Annotated in this window: 18 protein-coding genes and 1 other RNA gene; 14 read left to right on the top strand and 5 right to left on the bottom strand. The window is 67.8% G+C overall.

The genetic code is table 11. The features are described from left to right. Positions 1 to 18: 18 nt before the first annotated feature. Positions 19 to 948 (top strand): 5'/3'-nucleotidase SurE, encoded by a 930-nt coding sequence (locus OTERR_RS12990; RefSeq protein ID WP_149426024.1) that lies wholly within the window; start codon positions 19 to 21, stop codon positions 946 to 948. A 10-nt stretch (positions 949 to 958) separates the two neighbouring features. On the opposite strand, the gene chrA is transcribed toward OTERR_RS12990, so the two are convergent. Continuing rightward, the gene (gene chrA, locus OTERR_RS12985; protein ID WP_149426023.1) at positions 959 to 2,353 is read right to left on the bottom strand and encodes a chromate efflux transporter; all 1,395 of its coding nucleotides are present in this window, start codon (positions 2,351 to 2,353) and stop codon (positions 959 to 961) included. Between the two features lie 174 nt (positions 2,354 to 2,527). Here chrA and OTERR_RS12980 point away from each other — a divergent pair, with 174 nt between their 5' ends. Continuing rightward, positions 2,528 to 4,045: a CoA-acylating methylmalonate-semialdehyde dehydrogenase gene (locus OTERR_RS12980; RefSeq protein WP_149426022.1), complete on the top strand. Its 1,518-nt coding sequence runs from the start codon at positions 2,528 to 2,530 to the stop codon at positions 4,043 to 4,045. 67 nt (positions 4,046 to 4,112) lie between these two features. On the opposite strand, the gene OTERR_RS12975 is transcribed toward OTERR_RS12980, so the two are convergent. From OTERR_RS12975 to OTERR_RS12960, 4 genes are all read right to left on the bottom strand, one after another. Continuing rightward, on the bottom strand, positions 4,113 to 4,790 hold the full coding sequence (locus tag OTERR_RS12975) for a BON domain-containing protein (protein ID WP_054622171.1): 678 nt from the start codon (positions 4,788 to 4,790) through the stop codon (positions 4,113 to 4,115). Then, positions 4,787 to 5,380 (bottom strand): phosphoheptose isomerase, encoded by a 594-nt coding sequence (locus tag OTERR_RS12970; protein ID WP_054622172.1) that lies wholly within the window; start codon positions 5,378 to 5,380, stop codon positions 4,787 to 4,789. The genes OTERR_RS12975 and OTERR_RS12970 overlap by 4 nt, the downstream gene beginning before the upstream one ends. A 92-nt stretch (positions 5,381 to 5,472) precedes the next feature. Then, complete coding sequence (locus tag OTERR_RS12965; RefSeq protein WP_246154173.1) at positions 5,473 to 5,907, bottom strand: HIRAN domain-containing protein; 435 nt, start codon at positions 5,905 to 5,907, stop codon at positions 5,473 to 5,475. Beyond that, entirely contained in the window at positions 5,894 to 6,268 is a 375-nt protein-coding gene (locus OTERR_RS12960; RefSeq protein WP_149426021.1) for a YraN family protein, read from the bottom strand. Before OTERR_RS12960 ends, OTERR_RS12965 begins: the two co-directional genes overlap by 14 nt. Positions 6,269 to 6,350: 82 nt before the next feature. On the opposite strand from OTERR_RS12960, the gene rsmI reads away from it, so the two are divergent. The 12 genes from rsmI to mraY all read left to right on the top strand — a co-directional run bounded on the left by rsmI (position 6,351) and on the right by mraY (position 18,274). Beyond that, entirely contained in the window at positions 6,351 to 7,208 is an 858-nt protein-coding gene (gene rsmI / locus OTERR_RS12955; protein ID WP_149426020.1) for a 16S rRNA (cytidine(1402)-2'-O)-methyltransferase, read from the top strand. Between the two features lie 365 nt (positions 7,209 to 7,573). Then, positions 7,574 to 8,620, top strand: coding sequence for a dihydroorotase (pyrC, locus tag OTERR_RS12950; RefSeq protein ID WP_223116067.1), 1,047 nt, complete (start codon positions 7,574 to 7,576; stop codon positions 8,618 to 8,620). 34 nt (positions 8,621 to 8,654) lie between these two features. Continuing rightward, entirely contained in the window at positions 8,655 to 9,131 is a 477-nt protein-coding gene (locus OTERR_RS12945) for a hypothetical protein (protein WP_149426018.1), read from the top strand. A gap of 13 nt (positions 9,132 to 9,144) precedes the next feature. Beyond that, positions 9,145 to 9,957, top strand: coding sequence for a DUF3025 domain-containing protein (locus OTERR_RS12940; protein ID WP_149426017.1), 813 nt, complete (start codon positions 9,145 to 9,147; stop codon positions 9,955 to 9,957). Between the two features lie 10 nt (positions 9,958 to 9,967). Then, positions 9,968 to 10,408, top strand: an RNA gene (gene rnpB / locus OTERR_RS12935) — RNase P RNA component class A. A 472-nt stretch (positions 10,409 to 10,880) separates the two neighbouring features. Beyond that, positions 10,881 to 11,330 carry a division/cell wall cluster transcriptional repressor MraZ gene (gene mraZ / locus OTERR_RS12930; protein ID WP_054622178.1) on the top strand — a complete coding sequence of 150 codons (450 nt, stop codon included), beginning with the start codon at positions 10,881 to 10,883 and terminating at the stop codon, positions 11,328 to 11,330. Then, a complete protein-coding gene (rsmH, locus tag OTERR_RS12925) occupies positions 11,327 to 12,259 on the top strand; it encodes a 16S rRNA (cytosine(1402)-N(4))-methyltransferase RsmH (RefSeq protein ID WP_149426016.1) in 933 nt (310 codons plus the stop codon). Before mraZ ends, rsmH begins: the two co-directional genes overlap by 4 nt. Positions 12,260 to 12,265: 6 nt before the next feature. Beyond that, positions 12,266 to 12,562 carry a cell division protein FtsL gene (ftsL, locus tag OTERR_RS12920; protein ID WP_054622180.1) on the top strand — a complete coding sequence of 99 codons (297 nt, stop codon included), beginning with the start codon at positions 12,266 to 12,268 and terminating at the stop codon, positions 12,560 to 12,562. Beyond that, complete coding sequence (locus OTERR_RS12915; protein ID WP_054622181.1) at positions 12,559 to 14,295, top strand: peptidoglycan D,D-transpeptidase FtsI family protein; 1,737 nt, start codon at positions 12,559 to 12,561, stop codon at positions 14,293 to 14,295. Before ftsL ends, OTERR_RS12915 begins: the two co-directional genes overlap by 4 nt. Further along, positions 14,295 to 15,776, top strand: a complete 1,482-nt coding sequence (locus OTERR_RS12910) for a UDP-N-acetylmuramoyl-L-alanyl-D-glutamate--2,6-diaminopimelate ligase (protein ID WP_149426015.1) — start codon at positions 14,295 to 14,297, stop codon at positions 15,774 to 15,776. Before OTERR_RS12915 ends, OTERR_RS12910 begins: the two co-directional genes overlap by 1 nt. Then, on the top strand, positions 15,773 to 17,170 hold the full coding sequence (locus tag OTERR_RS12905) for a UDP-N-acetylmuramoyl-tripeptide--D-alanyl-D-alanine ligase (RefSeq protein WP_149426014.1): 1,398 nt from the start codon (positions 15,773 to 15,775) through the stop codon (positions 17,168 to 17,170). The genes OTERR_RS12910 and OTERR_RS12905 overlap by 4 nt, the downstream gene beginning before the upstream one ends. Beyond that, positions 17,171 to 18,274 (top strand): phospho-N-acetylmuramoyl-pentapeptide-transferase, encoded by a 1,104-nt coding sequence (gene mraY, locus OTERR_RS12900; RefSeq protein WP_149426013.1) that lies wholly within the window; start codon positions 17,171 to 17,173, stop codon positions 18,272 to 18,274. Positions 18,275 to 18,278: the final 4 nt, after the last annotated feature.

The following is an 18,278-nucleotide window of genomic DNA, read 5'->3' as shown; positions in this document are numbered from 1 at the left end:
GTCACAACGCTATCGCCCATGAACGTCCGACACCTGATCCTCGCCTGCGCCGGCCTGCTCCTCTCCGCTCCGGCCCTGGCCCTCAACATCCTGCTCACCAACGACGACGGCTACCGTCATCCCAACATCCGCGCCCTCTACCAGGAACTCAAGGCCCAGGGCCACACCGTGCGCATCGCCGCACCCTACGCCGATCAAAGCGGCCGGGCCGGGGCATTCCTGTACGGCCGGGAGGTGGTGCCGGGGCGCGACGACGATCCCGCCTATCCGGACAGCTACTACGTCAAGACCACCCAGGACGGCACCTGCCAGAGCCCGGCGTGCGCCGGCCAGGAGGTGACGGTGGAAATCAGCGGCACCCCGGTGATGGCGGCCCTGTATGGCCTAGAAAAGCTGCTGCCGCGGGCCGATCTGGTGATTTCCGGCCCCAACGTGGGCAATAACCTGGGCTACGTGAACAACTTTTCCGGCACCTTCAACGCCGCCCTGATCGCCCTGCATAGCGGCGTGCCGGCCCTGGCGGTAAGCGCCGATCTAAAGGAGCGGGATGCCGCCGGCGTCGCCCGAATCGTTGCCCGTCTGGTGCGGGATCTGGACAACGCCCGGGTCGCCGGTGCGCCCCTGCTGCCCAAGGGCGTCGGGCTCAATGTCAACCTGCCACCCCTGGCCGGGCTGAAAGGCATCAAATACACCCAGGTCGGGACCTATCTGCCCTTCGCCCTGACCTATACCGACGACCTGGGCGATCTTAATCCGGCGGCCCGGGGACGCTTCGGCCTGAGCTTCAAGTACGCCGCCCCGGCATCTGCCAGCGATACCACGGCGGAAGCCGTCTGGGTGCAGCAGGGCTACCTGACTATCAGCCCCTTCAATGGTGTGCCCGGCACGCCGGGCCACGAGGCGCTGCGCGCCCTGGGGCGCTGGGCCGATACCCTGTGCCTGCCGTAAGGCCGGGCCGTCAGCTCAACCAAGCTCGGATTGCCAGACCAAGCAGGGCGCAGCCGCCGATCACTTGAGCCACGCCGATCTTGAAGCGGAACAGGGCCACGGCGGCCAAGCCTGCGATGGCAAGCGATGGCCAGTCCGGCGTGGCCAGGCTGGCCCAGCCCCGGGGGAAGCCGGTGGGCCAGAAGACGTGGTAGGCGAAGAACAGGGCCAGGTTGACGATCACCCCCACCACGGCGGCGGTGATGGCCGACAGGGGCGCGGTGAAGCTGAGGTTGCCGTGGGTCGATTCCACCAGGGGGCCGCCGGCCAGGATGAACAGGAACGAAGGCAGGAAGGTGAACCAGGTGACCACCGTGGCGGCCAGCATGCCGGCGAGCAGGGGGCTGCCCCCGGCCATGGCCAGGGTGGCGTCGGCATGGCCATAGCCGCCGACGAAGCCGACGAACGCCACCACCATGATCAGGGGGCCCGGGGTGGTTTCACCCAGGGCCAGCCCGTCGATCATCTGGCCGGGGCTCAACCAGCCGTAATGGGTGACCGCCCCCTGGAACACGTAGGGCAGCACCGCGTAGGCGCCGCCGAAGGTGAGCAGGGCGGCCTTGGTGAAGAACCAGCCCATCTGGGTCAGGGGGGCGCGCCAGCCGCCCAGGACGGCCAGCAGGCCCATCGGCACCAGCCAGAGCAGGGCGCCGATGCCTGCTACTGCCGCCAACCGGGACCAGCGGAAGCGGGCGTGGGCTGGGGGCGGTGTGTCGTCGTCGATCAGGCAGGCCTGGTGCGGGGAGGCGGCCGTCGTCGTGGCATGACCGGGGGCGGTGGCCGGGGCGGGCGTGGTGAAGCGCTGCACCAGGTAGCCCGTTAGGGCGGCCGCCGCGACGATCAACGGGAATGGCGTGTTGAAGGCGAAGATGGCGGCAAAGGCGGCTGCGGCGATGGCCCACTGGTACGGCTGCTTGAGGGCCCGTCCCCCGATGCGGTGGGCGGCCTGCAGGACGATGGCGGTGACCGCCGGCTTGATGCCGTAGAACAGGCCGGCGACCAGGGGGGTGTGGCCTTGGGCGACGTAGAGCCAGGACAGGCCGATGAGGATCAGCAGCGACGGCAATACGAACAGGGCGCCGGCGACGATGCCGCCCCAGGTGCGGTGCATCAGCCAGCCGATGTAGGTGGCCAGTTGCTGGGCCTCCGGGCCGGGCAGCACCATGCAGTAGTTGAGGGCGTGGAGAAAGCGCCCTTCGGAAATCCAGCGGCGTTTCTCCACCAGCTCCTGGTGCATCACCGCGATTTGCCCGGCGGGGCCGCCGAAGCTGATGAAGCCGAGTTTGAGCCAGAAGCGGAAGGCCTCGGCGAAGCTGACGGTGCGTGGCGGCGCTGGGGGGGCGGGAACCGCCGGAGAGTTGGGCATGACCAAGTTGTCCAGGGAGGATGAAGCGGCCGGAACACTTCCGGCAGGTTCGTTCAGTTCAGTATTCTGGTGGGGGATGCAGTCGTTGGGTACAGCATGAACGTTTGCAGCGACGCCTGTGTGACCTCTGCCTGACCATAATATTTTCATGATGTGCGACCAGGAGATTCTTCGATGACGCAGCAAGCCACTTCCGATCTGCCCCTGCTCGGTCACTGGATCGGCGGCGCCAATACGCCAGGGACGGGTACCCGGCGCGGCGATGTGTACGATCCGGCCCGGGGTGTTGTGACTCGCCAGGTGGCCCTGGCCGGAGGAGCCGATGTGGCAGCCGCGGTGGCGGCGGCAAAGGCGGCTTTCCCCGCCTGGGCCGAGACCCCGCCGCAAAAGCGCGCCCGGGTGTTGTTCCGCTTCAAGGAGTTGGTGGAGCGCCACGCCGAGGAACTGGCGCGCTGGATCAGCCGGGAGCATGGCAAGACCCTGCCCGACGCCCTGGGCGAGGTGCAGCGCGGCCAGGAAGTGATCGAGTTTGCCTGCGGCATTCCTCAGCTCCTCAAGGGCCAGCATTCACCGGCCATCGGTGGCGGCATCGACCATTGGAACCAGCGCATGCCCCTGGGCGTGGTGGCCGGCATCACGCCGTTCAATTTTCCCTTCATGGTGCCGATGTGGATGGCGCCGGTGGCCATCGCCTGCGGCAACACCTTCGTGCTCAAGCCCTCGGAGCGGGACCCGTCCGCCTCCCTGATGACCGCTGCCCTGTGGGCCGAGGCCGGGCTGCCGGCCGGTGTGTTCAACGTCCTGCAGGGCGACAAGGCGGCGGTGGACGAATTGCTCGCCCACCCCGACGTGCAGGCCGTGTCCTTTGTCGGCTCGACGCCGATCGCCCGTTACATCTATGAGACCGGTGCCCGCCACGGCAAGCGCGTGCAGGCCCTGGGCGGGGCCAAGAACCACCTGGTGGTGATGCCCGACGCCGACCTGGACCAGGCCGCCGACGCCCTGGTGGGGGCGGCCTACGGCTCGGCCGGGGAACGCTGCATGGCGGTGTCCGTGGCGGTGGCGGTGGGCGGCATCGCCGACGCACTTATTGCCAAGGTGGTGGAGCGCACCCGCCGCCTGACCATCGGCGACGGCCTGGAAGCGGGCGTGGACATGGGGCCGGTGGTCTCCGCCGCCCACCGGGAGCGCATCCTCGGCTATATCGAGGCGGGCATTGCCGCCGGGGCCGAGCTGGTGCTCGACGGGCGCCCCCATCCGGTGCCGCAACGGCCCGGGGGCTACTTCCTCGGTGCCACCCTGTTCGACCGGGTGGGGCCGGAAATGAGCATCTACCGGGACGAGATCTTCGGTCCGGTGCTGGGGGTGGTGCGGGTCGCCACCTTTGCCGAGGCAGTGGCCCTGATCAACGGCCACCAGTTTGCCAACGGGGTGGCCTGCTATACCCGGGACGGCCGCACCGCCCAGGAATTCGCCCAGCGCATCGAAGTGGGCATGGTCGGCATCAACGTACCGATTCCGGTCCCCATGGCCTGGCATTCGTTCGGCGGCTGGAAGCAGAGCCTGTTCGGCGATTACCATGCCTACGGTGAGGAAGGCGTGCGCTTCTACACCCGCTACAAGAGCATCATGCAGCGCTGGCCCGACAGCACCGCCAAGGGGCCCGAGTTCGTCATGCCGGTGAACGGCTGAGCAGCAGGATCGGCAGGCGCAAAAAAGCCGGAGCAAATGCTCCGGCTTTTTTGTCGAACGGCGCCGCTTAGCCGCGGGGACCGTCGTCCACGGATTGGGGCGGTTTGGCGTCGATATCCTTGGCCTGGGCGTCGCTGATGATCTCCATCAGGTTCACCACCTTGCGCACGTCGCCGGTGGTGCGGGCGATCTGCACCGCATCGTCGGCCTCGCGCTGGGTCACCAGGCCGAGCAGGTAGACCACGCCGGCCTCGGTGACCACCTTGACGTGGTTGGCGGAGAACTTGTTGGCATCGACGAAGCGGCCCTTCACCTTGGAGGTGATGAAGGTGTCGGCGGAGCGGGAGGTGAACGGCGTCGGCGGCGCGATCTTGATCTCGTTGTATACCCCGTCCACGTTGGCGATGCCGCGCACCGTCTCTTCCATCTTGGCGCGCAGCTCTTCGCTGTCGGTCTCGCCGGTGAGCAGCACCTTGCGGTTGTAGCTGGTGGAGTTGATGTGGGAGCGCTCGCCCATGATGTGGCCGATGCGCTGGCCGGCCTTGAGCGAGATCGACTGGTCTTCGGTGTAGGTGCCGGCAGTGCGCCGGTCGGCCACCACCAGCACGCCGGCGCCGACGCCGGCGGCAACTACCGGGAAGCAGCCCGACAGGCTGCTGGCCAGGGTGGCAGCCACCAGGATGGCGGCCAGACCACGGACGGTACGCCGGCCGGGGGATTGCGGAACGGGGGAGGGCTGGGTCATTCGTCTTCTCCTAACAGCATGCAGTCGATGCCATCGCACAGGCAGTGGATGGTCAAGAGATGCACCTCCTGGATGCGCGCCGTGCGCTTGGCCGGTACGCAGAGGTGGATGTCGTCGTCACGCAGCAGTTCCCCGATTTTTCCGCCTCCCTTGCCGGTCAGCGCCACCACTTTCATATCGTGGTCATGGGCGGCGCGGATGGCTTCGATCACGTTGGCCGAATTGCCCGAAGTGGAAATGGCCAGCAGCACGTCCCCCGGATGCCCCAGGGCCCGCACCTGCTTGGAGAAGATCTGCTCGAAAGCGTAATCGTTCGCCACGGCGGTGATGATCGAGGTATCGGTGGACAGGGAGATGGCCGCCAGCTCCTGGCGTTCCCGCTCGAAGCGCCCCACCAGTTCGGCGGCGAAGTGCTGGGCGTCGCCGGCGGAGCCGCCGTTGCCGCAGGCCAGGATCTTGCCGCCGTTGAGCAGGGCGCTCGTCATCAGTTCGGTGGCAGCCGCGATGGGGGCGGCAAGGAGTTCCACGGCCGCCAGTTTGGTGTCGGCGCTGTCCTGAAATTGCTGGCTGATGCGGGCGATGAGATCCATGGTGGGCGTACGTCGGGCGTAGGGAGGAATGAAGCCCCAAGTTTAGCATGCAGCCTTGGGCCTCCCGCCGCCGCCCCGTGTCGGGGGCAGGGCTACTGACCGATCCACACTTCGACGCGCAGCCGCTTCCACGGGTTGGGGTGGGGCGCCAGGGCGGCGATTCGCCCCTCCACCGCCAGCCCCTGGTCCATGGCCGCGGCCACGGCCCGATTTTCTGCCCGGGGCAGGTAGCCGAGCTTGTCGCCGCGCCAGTCTACCCGCACCGCGTGGCGGTCGTGGGGATTGTCCGGTTCCCGGGTCAGGGTCAGGGCATCGCCGACGCGCATCTCCCCGTAGCGTCGTTCCAGGGCGTAATACTGGCTGCCGGCCAGGGGCGAGTCCTGGACCAGGATGCGTACCGCCTGGGCGCCGGCCGGCCCCGGGAGGATGCAGAGGGCCAGGAGCAGGGCGCCGGCCAGCCTGGCTTGGCCGCCCCGTGCGTCACCTCGGCGGTGTGGTACAGCGCCGGGGGGCTCACTCGCCGGCACGGAAGGCGTCCTTCAGCCAGGTCAGCCGGCCGGCGTCGAACAGCACGCAGTCGAAGCGGCAGGGCGTATCCGGCTGGGGCAGGCGTTGCAAATAGTGATGGGCCGCCAGGATCAGGCGCGCCTGCTTGCGTGGGTCGATGCTCGCCGCGGCGCCGCCGAAGGCGTTGCTGGCGCGGGCGCGCACCTCGACGAAGACCAGGGTGCGGCGCTCCCGGCAGATCAGGTCGATCTCGCCGCCCTTGATCCGGTAGTTGCGCGCCAGCAGCGTCAGTCCCTGGCGGGTCAGGTAGTCGGCGGCGGCCTGCTCGGCCGCGGCGCCTCGGGCTGCCGCGCTGGTCGGTGTGCTATCGTGCGTCGCCATTGGCGGCTTCCCCTGGTGGGTGTGGCCGCACTGCCGGCGCGGCCGCAGCCTTATGGTAGTGATTGGGTAGTGACTGTAAAAAATGACGATTGAATCTTCTGTATTGTATGTGGTGGCCACCCCCTTGGGGAACCTGGCTGATCTCTCCCCGCGCGCCCAGGAGGTGTTGCGCGGAGCGGCTTGGATCGCCGCCGAGGACACCCGCCACACCCAGGGCCTGCTCACCCACTTCGCCATCTCGGCGCGCCTGCTGGCCGCCCACGAGCACAACGAGCGCCACGCCGCCGAGCAGATCATCGACAAGCTCGCCGCCGGCGATGCGGTGGCCCTGGTTTCGGATGCCGGCACCCCGGCGGTGTCCGACCCTGGCGCCAAGGTGGTGGAGGCAGTGCGGGCGGCGGGGTTCAAGGTGATCCCCATCCCCGGTCCGAGTGCGGCGGTCACCGCCCTGTCCGCCGCCGGTCTGACGGATGCCCGCTGGCTGTTTGTCGGCTTCTTGCCGGCCAAGGGCGGCGAACGTCGCCGCGAGCTGGAAGCCCTCAAACCGGTGCCGGCCGCCCTGGTCTTTTACGAGGCGCCGCACCGCATCGTGGACATGGTGGCGGACCTGGCCGCCACCTTGGAACCCGGCCGCACCCTGGTGATCGCCCGGGAACTGACCAAGACCTTCGAGCAGATCCACGTCGGCCCCCTGGCCGACGGTCCGGCCTGGCTGGCCGCCGATCCCAACCACCAGCGCGGGGAGTTCGTGGTCATCGTCGGCAGCCCGCCGCCGGCGGTGGAGGAGGGCTTGCCCGCCGAGGCTGAGCGGGTGCTCGCCCTGCTGCTGGGCGAAGGCCTGCCGGTGAAACAGGTGGCCAAGCTGGCGGCCGCCCTCACCGGAGCGCCGAAGAACGCCCTTTACGCCCGGGCCCTGGAACTCAAGGACGGCGCGGGCTGAGTTGTGCGTTATTCCGCCCGTCCCCGCTCCCGTCCTGGGCAGAGGGCTGGGGCGCGTTAGCGCGCCTGGCCCCGGCCACACCAATTGCCCCGATACGGGGGGCTGAGGGGGCGGGCTTAGGGGGGTATGCCTGAAACCCCGCGCCAGTCCTTGTTCTTGGCGATGCATGCCTGGAGATCGGCCATGGGCGCGGACTTTCAGGCGTGCCCCGTGGAGATCGAGTATTGGCGCGGGGTTTGGCGATGTAGTGGGGACGTAAGCGTGGAATCCGTCGGTATCGGGACGGTTCCCCGGTAAAATCGCGCCATTATTGTCAGATGCCCCGCGCCGAGCCTGCCGTGACCCAGCCCCAGCCTTCTTCCGCTTTGACCTCCCTGACCATCGCCCGTCCCGACGACTGGCACCTGCACGTGCGCGACGGCGCCGCCCTGGCGGCGGTGATGCCGCACACCGCCCGCCAGTTCGGCCGGGCCATCATCATGCCCAACCTGCGCCCGCCGGTGACCACCGTCGAGGCCGCTGCCGCCTACCGGGAGCGCATCCTGGCAGCCCTGCCGCAGCAAGGCCCGGGCGCGGCCTTCGAGCCGCTGATGACCCTGTACCTGACCGACAACACCCCGGCCTCCGAGATCGTCAAGGCGGCCGAGTCGGGCTTCGTCAAGGCGGTCAAGCTCTACCCGGCCGGCGCCACTACCAACTCCGACGCCGGCGTCACCGCCCTGGAAAAGGCCTTCCCGGCCATCGCCGAAATGGAAAAGCGCGGCCTGCCCTTCCTGGTGCACGGCGAAGTCACCGACCCGGCTATCGACCTGTTCGACCGGGAAGCGGTGTTCATCGAGCGGGTGATGCTGCCCCTCATCGCCAAGTTCCCCGGCCTCAAGGTGGTGTTCGAGCACATCACCACCAAGGATGCGGCCGAGCTGGTCAAGCGCGCCGGCCCCAACGTGGGTGCCACCATCACCGCCCACCACCTGCTCTACAACCGCAACGCCATCTTCCAGGGCGGCATCCGCCCCCACTATTACTGCCTACCGGTGTTAAAGCGCGAAACCCACCGGCTGGCCCTGGTGGAGGCCGCAACCAGCGGCAACCCGAAGTTCTTCCTCGGCACCGACTCGGCGCCCCACGCCCGCCACACCAAGGAAGCGGCCTGCGGCTGCGCCGGCTGCTACACCGCCCACGCCGCCCTGGAGCTGTACGCCGAAGCCTTCGAGGCCGCCGGGGCCCTGGACAAGCTGGAAGGCTTCGCCAGCTTCCACGGCGCCGACTTCTACGGCCTGCCGCGCAACGCCGGCACCGTCACCCTGGTCAAGCAGCCCTGGACCGTGCCGGACGCCTATGCTTATGCCCCGGGCGAAACCCTCACCCCGTTGCGCGCCGGCGAAACCCTGGCCTGGCAGTTGCAGGACTGATCCTCTTTTTCTTCTTCCACCCGCCGAGGCTTCCATGCGCGCCCTCCTGCTCCTGTCGCTCGTCGCTGTGCCCGTCCTGTCCGGCTGCATGCACGATGCCGCGTCGTACCAGATCGCGGGCCGCGACCACGCTCTGACCCTGATCGCCGACCAACCCTGGTTCTGGAAGAAGGAAGCAGACCTGGCCCTGGTGGCGGCACGCCTGCCCGACTGCCAGCGTCGCCATAACCTCAAGACCGCCAGCATTGCCAACATCGCGGTGGAAGTGCACCAGACTGGCGAGAAAACCTACGTGCTGCGCCAGGGCAAGAAGCTTTATTTGGTGGAAACCCAGACCTGCGAAGGCTTCCGCCCCCTGGACGAGGAGCCGCCGGGCGGCCTGGGCGATCTGATCGGCACTTTCAAGGTCGACGGCGGCAAGCTGCGCTTCGTCGCCAATCCGGCGGCGACAGCCTCCGCCGCCCCCGCGCCCATGGCAGTGGATGCGGCTGGCGCCAGCGCCGCTCAGTAAGGCACGCCCGCCGATGGCCGGGTCCTACGCCCATCCCCTGTTCGATCCGCTGCGCCCCTGGCTCGACCGCCTGCCCGGCCGGCCCGACGGGCAAGCCCTGGCGGCGCTGGCCGCAGCCCTGCCGGTGTTCACGGAATCCGGATTGCCGGTGCGCTTCGTCCCGCCGGCCGACGACGGCCTGGGCTACGAGCGCCGGGTGTGGGCGCGGGGCGAGGTGGAAACCCGTCCCGACAACTGGCACGACTTCTTCAACGCCCTGGTCTGGCTGGCCTTTCCCCAGGCCAAGGCAGCCCTCAACGCCCGCCACCTGCGCGGCATCGCCGAAGTGGGTGGCGAACCGGCGCCAGGGCAGGCCCGCGGCCAGGCCCGGGACGCCATGACCCACTTCGACGAGTGCGGCCTGGCGGTGCTGTCCTCCGACCCGTCCCTGTTCGACCTGCTGCGCCGCTTCCAGTGGAAGGCCCTGTTCTGGGAGCGCCGCGCCGACGTGGCGCGGCACATGCGCTTCATCGTCTTCGGTCACGCCACCTACGAAGCCCTGCTGGCGCCGTTCTTCGGCCTGACCGCCAAGGCCATCCTGTATCCGGTGGAGGCCGCCTGTCTGGCCCAGGCTCCCGACGCCCTACGTCGGGCGCTGGACGGCTGGCTGGCCCGGGACCTGGCCGCCGGCACCTACGATGCCCCCCGGGCGCTGCAGCCGGTGCCACTCCTCGGCATCCCGGGAGTTGTTGCCGCCAACGCCGATCCGGCCTATTACGATGACACCCGACAATTCCGCCCGGGACGGCGGGAAAGTGGCCGGAGCCTGGCCGCCGCCGGGGTATAATCCGCGCCGGGAAGTCGGCCAGGCAGCCGCCGCGTGCGCAAGCACGGGGAGGAAAGTCCGGGCTCCACAGAGCAGGATGCCGGCTAACGGCCGGGCACTATAACCAAGGTGACGGAGAGTCCCGCCCGAAGGGGTGGGCGGATCAGGCGGCGGTGCGGCTTGAAGGGCAACCTTCGCGCCGCCTGATTCCGGCAACAGAGAGATACCGCCGATGGCGCCGCACGCCAGGTAAGGGTGAAATGGTGGGGTAAGAGCCCACCGCGTCCGGGGCCAACGCCGGACGGCACGGTAAACCCCATCCGGAGCAAGGCCAAATAGGGGAGCAATGGCGTGGCTCGCGCTGCTCCCGGGTAGGCTGCTTGAGCGGCGTGGTAACGCGTCCGCCTAGAGGAATGGCTGCCACGGTGCTTTCGGGCATCGACAGAACCCGGCTTATCGGCCGGCTTCCCACTTCATTCATGTCGTTGCAGGTGCATTTAGTAGTCGCTGTCGTGTCGTTCCACCCCTTCGGTCGGCCCTTTCGGGTCGCCGCCCCTGCATCGCTGCGCCGGAGCCTGGCGGTATCCCGCTCCCGGCCTGTCCCCCGCACGTTCTGCTTTACCTCCCCCGTTATTTGCCCGGCAACCGGTCGATGCGTCCGGCATGGCCGTTCGTCGTCCGCCAATGGCATTGCATTCCTCACAAAGCACTTTCAGATGCTTTTCTATCCCCATTGATTATTAAGGTTTATTTTTCTACGTTTTTTGCGCAAAAGCGTCTCTAAGTCATTGTCTCCATTGGGAAAAATCCGTTTTTGCGCTTGACCGTGGTAAATCATTCCTCTAAAGTGGGTGAAAGTGGTAGGAAGTGGGAAAAACGGGTTGCGGGGTTCTCGTTCTAGCCGAACGGGATGTGAGATTTAACAGGGGAAGCGACAGGGCGCCATGTTCCAGGGGACGGTTTCGATCAGCCTCGACGCCAAAGGGCGGCTCGCCATTCCGGCGCGCCACCGGGAAGCGCTCGCCCAGGCATCGGCCGGTGCGCTGGTGCTGACCGCCCATCCCCACGGCTGCCTGCTGCTCTACCCCCTGCAGGCCTGGGAGCCGATCCGTGACCAGATCCTCAAGGCCCCCAGCTTCGACCCCCGTTCCGCCGCGCTGAAGCGCGTGCTGGTCGGTAATGCCCGGGAAGAGGAAATGGACTCCGCCGGGCGCATGCTCATTGCCCCCGAATTGCGCGGCCATGCCAAGCTGGAGAAGCAGGTGTGGATGGTGGGTATGGGCTCCCACTTCGAAATCTGGAGCGACGAGGGCTGGCAGGCGCAAAACGCCGCAGCCCTGGCGGCGCTCCAAAGTGACGTTCCTCCGCCGGGCTTCGAGGCGATTTCCCTGTGAGCGCCTCTCTCACCCACGTCACGGTCCTGCTTGAAGAGGCGATCGAGGCGCTGGCGGTGAAAGCCGACGGCGTGTACATCGATGGCACGTTCGGCCGCGGCGGCCACAGCCGTCTGCTCCTGTCCAAGCTCGGCCCGGCCGGCCGTCTGCTGGCCTTCGATCGCGATCCCCAGGCGATCGCCGCGGCCAGTCAAATCAACGACCCCCGTTTCACCCTGTTCCACGCGCCCTTCGCCGAGATGGGGGATGTGGTGCGGGCGGCGGGTTACTCAGCGGTGGATGGCGTCCTGCTCGACGTCGGAGTTTCGTCTCCCCAGCTGGATGAAGCGGAGCGGGGGTTTTCCTTCCGTTTCGACGCGCCCCTCGATATGCGCATGGACACCTCCCGGGGCGAGACCGCCGCCGAGTGGCTGGATCGCGCCAGCGAGCGGGAAATTACGGAGGTGATCAGGGACTATGGCGAAGAACGGTTTGCTTTCCAGATTGCAAAGAAGGTTGTGGCTGCTCGGCGGGAACGGCGTATTGCAACCACAGGTGAGTTCGCTGCGCTCGTGCGCGAGGCCGTGCGTACCCGCGAGCCAGGGCAGGATGCGGCGACGCGGAGCTTTCAAGCTCTACGGATTCATATCAATCAGGAGCTCGAGCAGCTGGCGCTAGCCCTGCCCGCGGCCATGGGCCTGCTGGTGCCCGGCGGCCGCCTGGCGGTGATCAGCTTCCATTCCCTGGAAGACCGCATCGTCAAACGCTTCATGAAGGCCGAGGCCAATCCCGACGATCTGCCCAAGAACCTGCCGCTGACCGCCGCCCAGTTGCCGCAGCCGCGCCTGCGCATCGTCGGCAAGCCGGTCAAGGCCTCCGCTGCCGAAGTCGCGGCCAACCCCCGTTCGCGTAGCGCCGTGATGCGCGTCGCCGAAAAGCTGGCGGCCTAAGCGATCATGCTGCGCTTCAACCTCGCCCTCCTGCTCGCCGTGATGCTCTGCTCCCTCGGGCTGGTCACTGCCCAGCACAAGGCGCGCAAGCTCTTCCAGGCCCTGGAGGCGGAGCAGGAGCGCTCGCGCAGCCTGGATGTGGAGTACGGTCAGATCCAGCTCGAACTGTCTACCTGGGCGACCCATCCGCGCATCGAGAAGATCGCCCGGGAGCGCTTGAAGATGCAGGCGCCGGACCCGGCCAAGGTGGTGGTGGCGCGGGAGCCGGATAATCGTTCTGCCAACCGGGTGGTGGCGCGATGAAACCGCACAAGTACACCGAAAGCCCGGTGCTGCACCTGAAACTCGACGCCTGGCGAAGCCGGGCGGTTGTCGTTTTGTTGATGACCGCCATGGTGGCCCTGGTTGGTCGCTCCTTCTACCTGCAGGTGATCAACAACGATTTCCTCCAGGAAAAGGGCGAGTCCCGCTACCGCCGCGACATCGAAGTATCCGCGTCCCGCGGCCGCATCACCGACCGCAACGGCGACGTGTTGGCCATTTCCACGCCGATGAAGTCGATCTGGGCGATCCCCAGCGACGTCAAACTCACCCCGGATCAGTCCCGCACTCTGGCCAAGTTGCTCGACCTGGATCAGCGCGAACTCAACCGCAAGCTGGCCACCGACCGCAACTTCGTCTTCCTGCAGCGGCAGATTCCGCCGGAAAACGCCGAGCGCATCGCCGCCCTCAAATTGCCTGGCATCCACCAGGAAAAGGAATACCGCCGCTACTACCCCTCCGGTGAAATGACCGCCCACATCGTCGGCTTCACCGGGGTGGACGCCAAGGGCCTGGAAGGGGTCGAGCTGGCCTTCCAGAACCAGCTCGAAGGCAAGAACGGCAGCCGCAGCGTGATCAAGGACCGGCGCGGCCAGATCGTCGAGGACGTGGGGTCGATCAAGCCCCCCCAGGACGGTCGCGACATCCAGTTGGCCCTGGACGGCAAGATCCAGTACCTGGCGTTCAGCACCCTCAAGCAGGCCGTGGCCGACAACGCCGCCAAGGCCGGCGGTGTTGTCGTGCTCGACGCCAAGACCGGCGAGGTGCTGGCCCTGGCCAACTGGCCGACCTACAACCCGAACAACCGGGAGCGCCTGTCCGGCGCCCAGTTGCGCAATCGGGCGGTGACCGACACCTTCGAGCCGGGCTCGACCATGAAGCCGTTTACCGCGGCGCTCGCCCTGGAAAAGGGCAAGTTCCGCTTCGACAGCCTGATCAATACCGCTCCGGGCAAGCTGACCATCGGTACCGCCACCATTTCCGACTCCCATCCCCATGGTGTGCTGACCCTGGCCCAGGTCATCCAGAAGTCGTCCAACATTGGCACCGCCAAGGTCGCCGGCACCTTCGCCCCCAAGGAAATGTGGGAAATGTTCGACAGCGTCGGCTTCGGCAAGCCGCCGCGTCTGGGGTTCCCCGGCGAAGTCGGCGGCCGGCTGCGTCCCTATGCCCAATGGCGCCCCATCGAACAGGCCACCATGTCCTACGGCCACGGCATTTCCGTCTCCCTGGTGCAGATGGCCCGGGCCTATTCGGTGTTCGCCACCGACGGTGAATTGCTGCCCCTGTCCCTGACCAAGCTGCCCCCGGGGCCGGTCACCGGCACCCGCATCTTCTCGCCCCAGACCGTGCAGGAAGTGCGCACCATGCTGGAAATGGCCACCCAGCCCGGCGGCACCGCCCCCAAGGCGCAAATCCCTGGCTATCGGGTGGCGGGCAAGACCGGCACTGCCTACAAGATCGAAAACGGCGTGTACGCCAAAAAGTACGTAGCCTCGTTCATCGGTCTGGCGCCAGCTTCCGATCCCCGGTTGGTGGTGGCGGTGATGATCGACGAACCCTCCAGCGGCCGCCACTACGGCGGCGACGTGGCGGGGCCGGCCTTCTCCCAGATCATGGCTGGTGCTCTGCGCACCCTGGGCGTGGCCCACGATGCCCCCATCGGCGGCAACCTCAAGGTGGCCCAGGCACCGGCCGAAGAGGAGGGCATGTAATGGACGCCCTGACCGTGATCAACCGGGTGCTTGATACCCTGCGCGCCCAAGGCGTGACCGTGACCCGTCTGGAGAACGATAGCCGCCGGGTGCGTCCGGGCGACGTGTTCCTCGCCTACCCGGGCGATGCTGCCGACGGCCGCCGCTACATCGACCAGGCGGTTGCCCGCGGCGCCGTGGCGGTGGTCTACGAGGCCGCCGGCTGGGATGCCGCGTCCCTGACCGTTCCCGCCGTGGCCGTGGGGGAACTCAAGCGTTGGTGCGGTGCCCTGGCCGACGCGGTATATGGCGCCCCGACCGCCAAGCTGGCCCTGGTGGGCGTCACCGGCACCAACGGCAAGACGTCCTGCACTCAGTGGATCGCCCAGGCCCTGCATGCGGCCGGTCAGTCCTGCGCCGTGATCGGCACCCTGGGTGACGGATTTCCCGGGGCCCTTACCCCGTCCGGTTTCACCACCCCGGAACCTGCCCACCTGCAGGAAAAGCTGGCCGGTTTCGTTGCCGCCGGGGCCCGGGCCTGCGCCATCGAGGTGTCCTCCATCGGCCTGGCCGAGGACCGGGTGGCCGGTTGCCGCTTCGCCACCGCCGTGTTCACCAACCTGACCCGGGACCACCTGGATTACCACGGTTCCATGGCCGCTTACGCCGAGGAAAAGGCCAAGCTGTTCCGCTGGCCCGGTCTGGAAGCGGTGGTGGTGAACCTGGACGATCCGTTTGGTGCCCAGTTGCTCAGCGTGACCGACGCCCGGGAGCGCATCGCCTACAGCCTGACCGGCGCCCGCCACCCGCGTGCCACCCGTCTGCTTTGCGCCGACGACCTGGCGATCACCCCGTCCGGGCTCCACTTCACCCTGAGCGACGGCCATCAGCGCGCCAGCGTGGCGTCATCCCTGCTCGGCCGCTACAACGCTGCCAATCTGCTGGCGGTGGCCGGCGCCCTGGTCAGCCTGGCGCTGCCCCTCGACGTGGTGGCCGCCCAGCTGGCCCGCCTGACCCCGCCGCCGGGGCGCCTCGAATGCCTGGGCGGTGAAGCCCGGCCCCTGGTGGTGGTCGATTACGCCCACACCCCGGATGCCCTGGACAACGCCCTGGGCGCCCTCGCCGAAGTGGCCGAGGCGCGAGGCGGCAAGCTGGTCTGCGTGTTCGGTTGCGGCGGCGATCGGGACGGCGGCAAGCGTCCGCTGATGGGCGAAGTGGCCGTGCGCCGTGCTGACCGGGTGATCGTCACCAGCGACAACCCGCGCAGCGAGGACCCGGCCGCCATCATCGCCGCCATCCTGGCTGGCGCCCCCGGGGCCGAGCACGAACTGGATCGGGCGCGGGCCGTGGAGCGCGCCATTGCCACCGCCGATGCCCGGGACGTGGTGCTGCTCGCCGGTAAGGGGCACGAGAACTATCAAGAGGTCGGCGGTGTGCGCCGGCCCTATTCCGACGTGGTGCAGGCCAAGGCAGCGCTGGCCGCGTGGAGCAACCAACAATGAGCAAAAAAGTGACGCTGGATCTGACCGAGATCGCCGCCGCCGTGGGCGGGACGCTGCACGGGACGTCGGTTGCCATCGCCGGGGTGAGCAGCGACAGCCGGGCCGTGCAGCCTGGCCAGTTGTTCGTTGCCCTCAAGGGCGAACGCTTCGATGCCCACGACTTCATCGCCCAGGTGGCAGCCCAGGGCGCCTGCGCAGCGCTGATCGCCGCCGACCAACTGGCGCGGGTGCGGGCCGCCGCCCCGAATCTGCCCTTGGTGACCTGCGCCGACACCCGCCATGCCCTGGGTCAGTTGGCCGCCCACTGGCGCGCCAAGTTCGCGATTCCGGTGATCGCCCTGACCGGCTCCAACGGCAAGACCACCACCAAGGAAATGATCGCCAGCATCCTGGCGGTGGCTTTCGGTGCCAAGGCGGTACTGGCCACCCAGGGCAACTTCAATAACGACATCGGCCTGCCCCTGACCCTGCTCGGCCTGACCGCCGCACACAAGGTGGCGGTGATCGAGATGGGCATGAACCACCCGGGCGAGATTGCCTACCTGACCGGCCTGACCCGCCCCACCGTGGCCCTGGTGACCAACGCCCAGCGCGCTCACCTGGAAGGCATGGGCTCCCTGGACGAGGTGGCCCGGGAAAAGGGCAGCATCTATGCCGGCCTCGATGCCAAGGGGGTGGCCGTGATCAATGCCGACGACGAGTTCGCTGGCTACTGGCAGGGCCTCAACAGCGGCCGTCCGGTGCGCACCTTCGGGCTGACGCATGCGGCGGACGTGCGCGGTGCGGTCCGCACCCACGGTCTCGACCTGGAAGTGGATCTGACCTGTGCCGAAGGCCAAGCCACGGTACGCCTGGCCGTCCCTGGCCGGCACAACGCCGCCAACGCCCTGGCGGCTGCAGCCGCCACCCTGGCGGCCGGCGTGCCCCTGGAAGCGGTGGCCGAAGGCTTGGCCCGCTTCGCTGGCGTTACCGGGCGTCTACAACGCCGTGCCGGCAAGAAGGGTGCCCAGTTGCTCGACGACACCTACAACGCCAACCCGGATTCGGTACGCGCCGGCATCGACGTGCTCGCCGCCACCATTGGCCGCAAAGTGCTGGTGCTCGGCGCCATGGGCGAGATCGGCGAAATGAGCGGCCAGTTCCACGACGAAGTGGGGGGCTACGCCAAGAGCCAGGGGGTGGATCGCTTATTCACCCTGGGCGAGCTGGCCGAGGTGGCGACGCGCAACTTCGGCGAGGGAGCCCAGCATTTCGGCAGCCCCGAGACTCTGGTCCAGGCCCTGCTGCCCGAACTGGGGCCGGACGTCACCGTCCTGATCAAGGGCTCCCGTTTCATGAAGATGGAGCGGGTCGTCGCCCTGCTTGCCGACGAACCCGTGCAGGAGGCCCACTAAATGCTGCTGCTTCTCGCCCAGTGGCTGGCCCAGGACATCCGGGCCTTCAACGTTTTCAACTACATCACCCTGCGTACCGTGCTGGCGGCGATGACCGCCCTGCTGATCGCCTTCTGGGCTGGTCCCGGGGTGATCCGCTGGCTGGCGGCCAAGAAGATCGGCCAGGCCGTGCGCCAGGACGGTCCCCAGACCCATCTCAAGAAGACCGGCACCCCGACCATGGGTGGGGTGCTGATCCTCATCGCCATCGGCATCACCACCCTGTTGTGGGGTGACCTGACCAACCGCTACCTCTGGGTGGTGCTGATCGTCTCCCTGGGCTTCGGCGCGGTGGGTTTCTACGACGACTGGAAGAAGGTGGTGTACCGGGACCCGAAGGGCCTGGCGTCGCGTTGGAAGTACTTTTGGACCTCGGTGCTGGCGCTGGGCGCGGCCCTCTACCTGGCGGCCAACGCCAGCGTGCCGTCCCAGATGGAACTGATCGTGCCCTTCTTCAAGACCGTGGCCTATCCCCTCGGCGCCATCGGTTTCGTCGTGCTGACCTACTTCGTCATCACCGGCACCAGCCACGCAGTGAACCTCACCGATGGCCTGGACGGCCTGGCGATCATGCCGACCGCCATGGTCAGCGGTGCCCTGGCGATCTTCGCCTACGTGGCCGGCCACGCCGTCTTCTCCCGCTACCTGGGGGTGCCCTACATCCCCGGCGCCGGTGAGCTGGCGGTGTTCTGCGGTGCCATGGCCGGCGCGGCCCTCGGCTTCCTGTGGTTCAACGCCTACCCGGCCGAAGTGTTCATGGGCGACGTGGGCGCCCTGGGCCTGGGCGCGGCCCTCGGCACCGTGGCGGTGATCGTCCGCCAGGAGATCGTGCTGTTCATCATGGGCGGCGTGTTCGTCGTCGAGACCCTCTCGGTGATGCTCCAGGTCGGCTACTTCAAATACACCAAGAAGCGCTTCGGCGAAGGCCGCCGCATCCTGCTGATGGCGCCCCTGCACCATCACTTCGAGCAGAGCGGCTGGAAGGAAACCCAGGTGGTGGTGCGCTTCTGGATCATCACCATCATGCTCGTGCTGTTTGGCCTCTCCACCTTGAAACTGCGGTAAGCGA

Origin of the sequence: Oryzomicrobium terrae, assembly GCF_008274805.1 — a bacterium.
Classification (GTDB): domain Bacteria; phylum Pseudomonadota; class Gammaproteobacteria; order Burkholderiales; family Rhodocyclaceae; genus Oryzomicrobium; species Oryzomicrobium terrae.
This window is presented reverse-complemented; position numbering and strand designations above follow the sequence as displayed.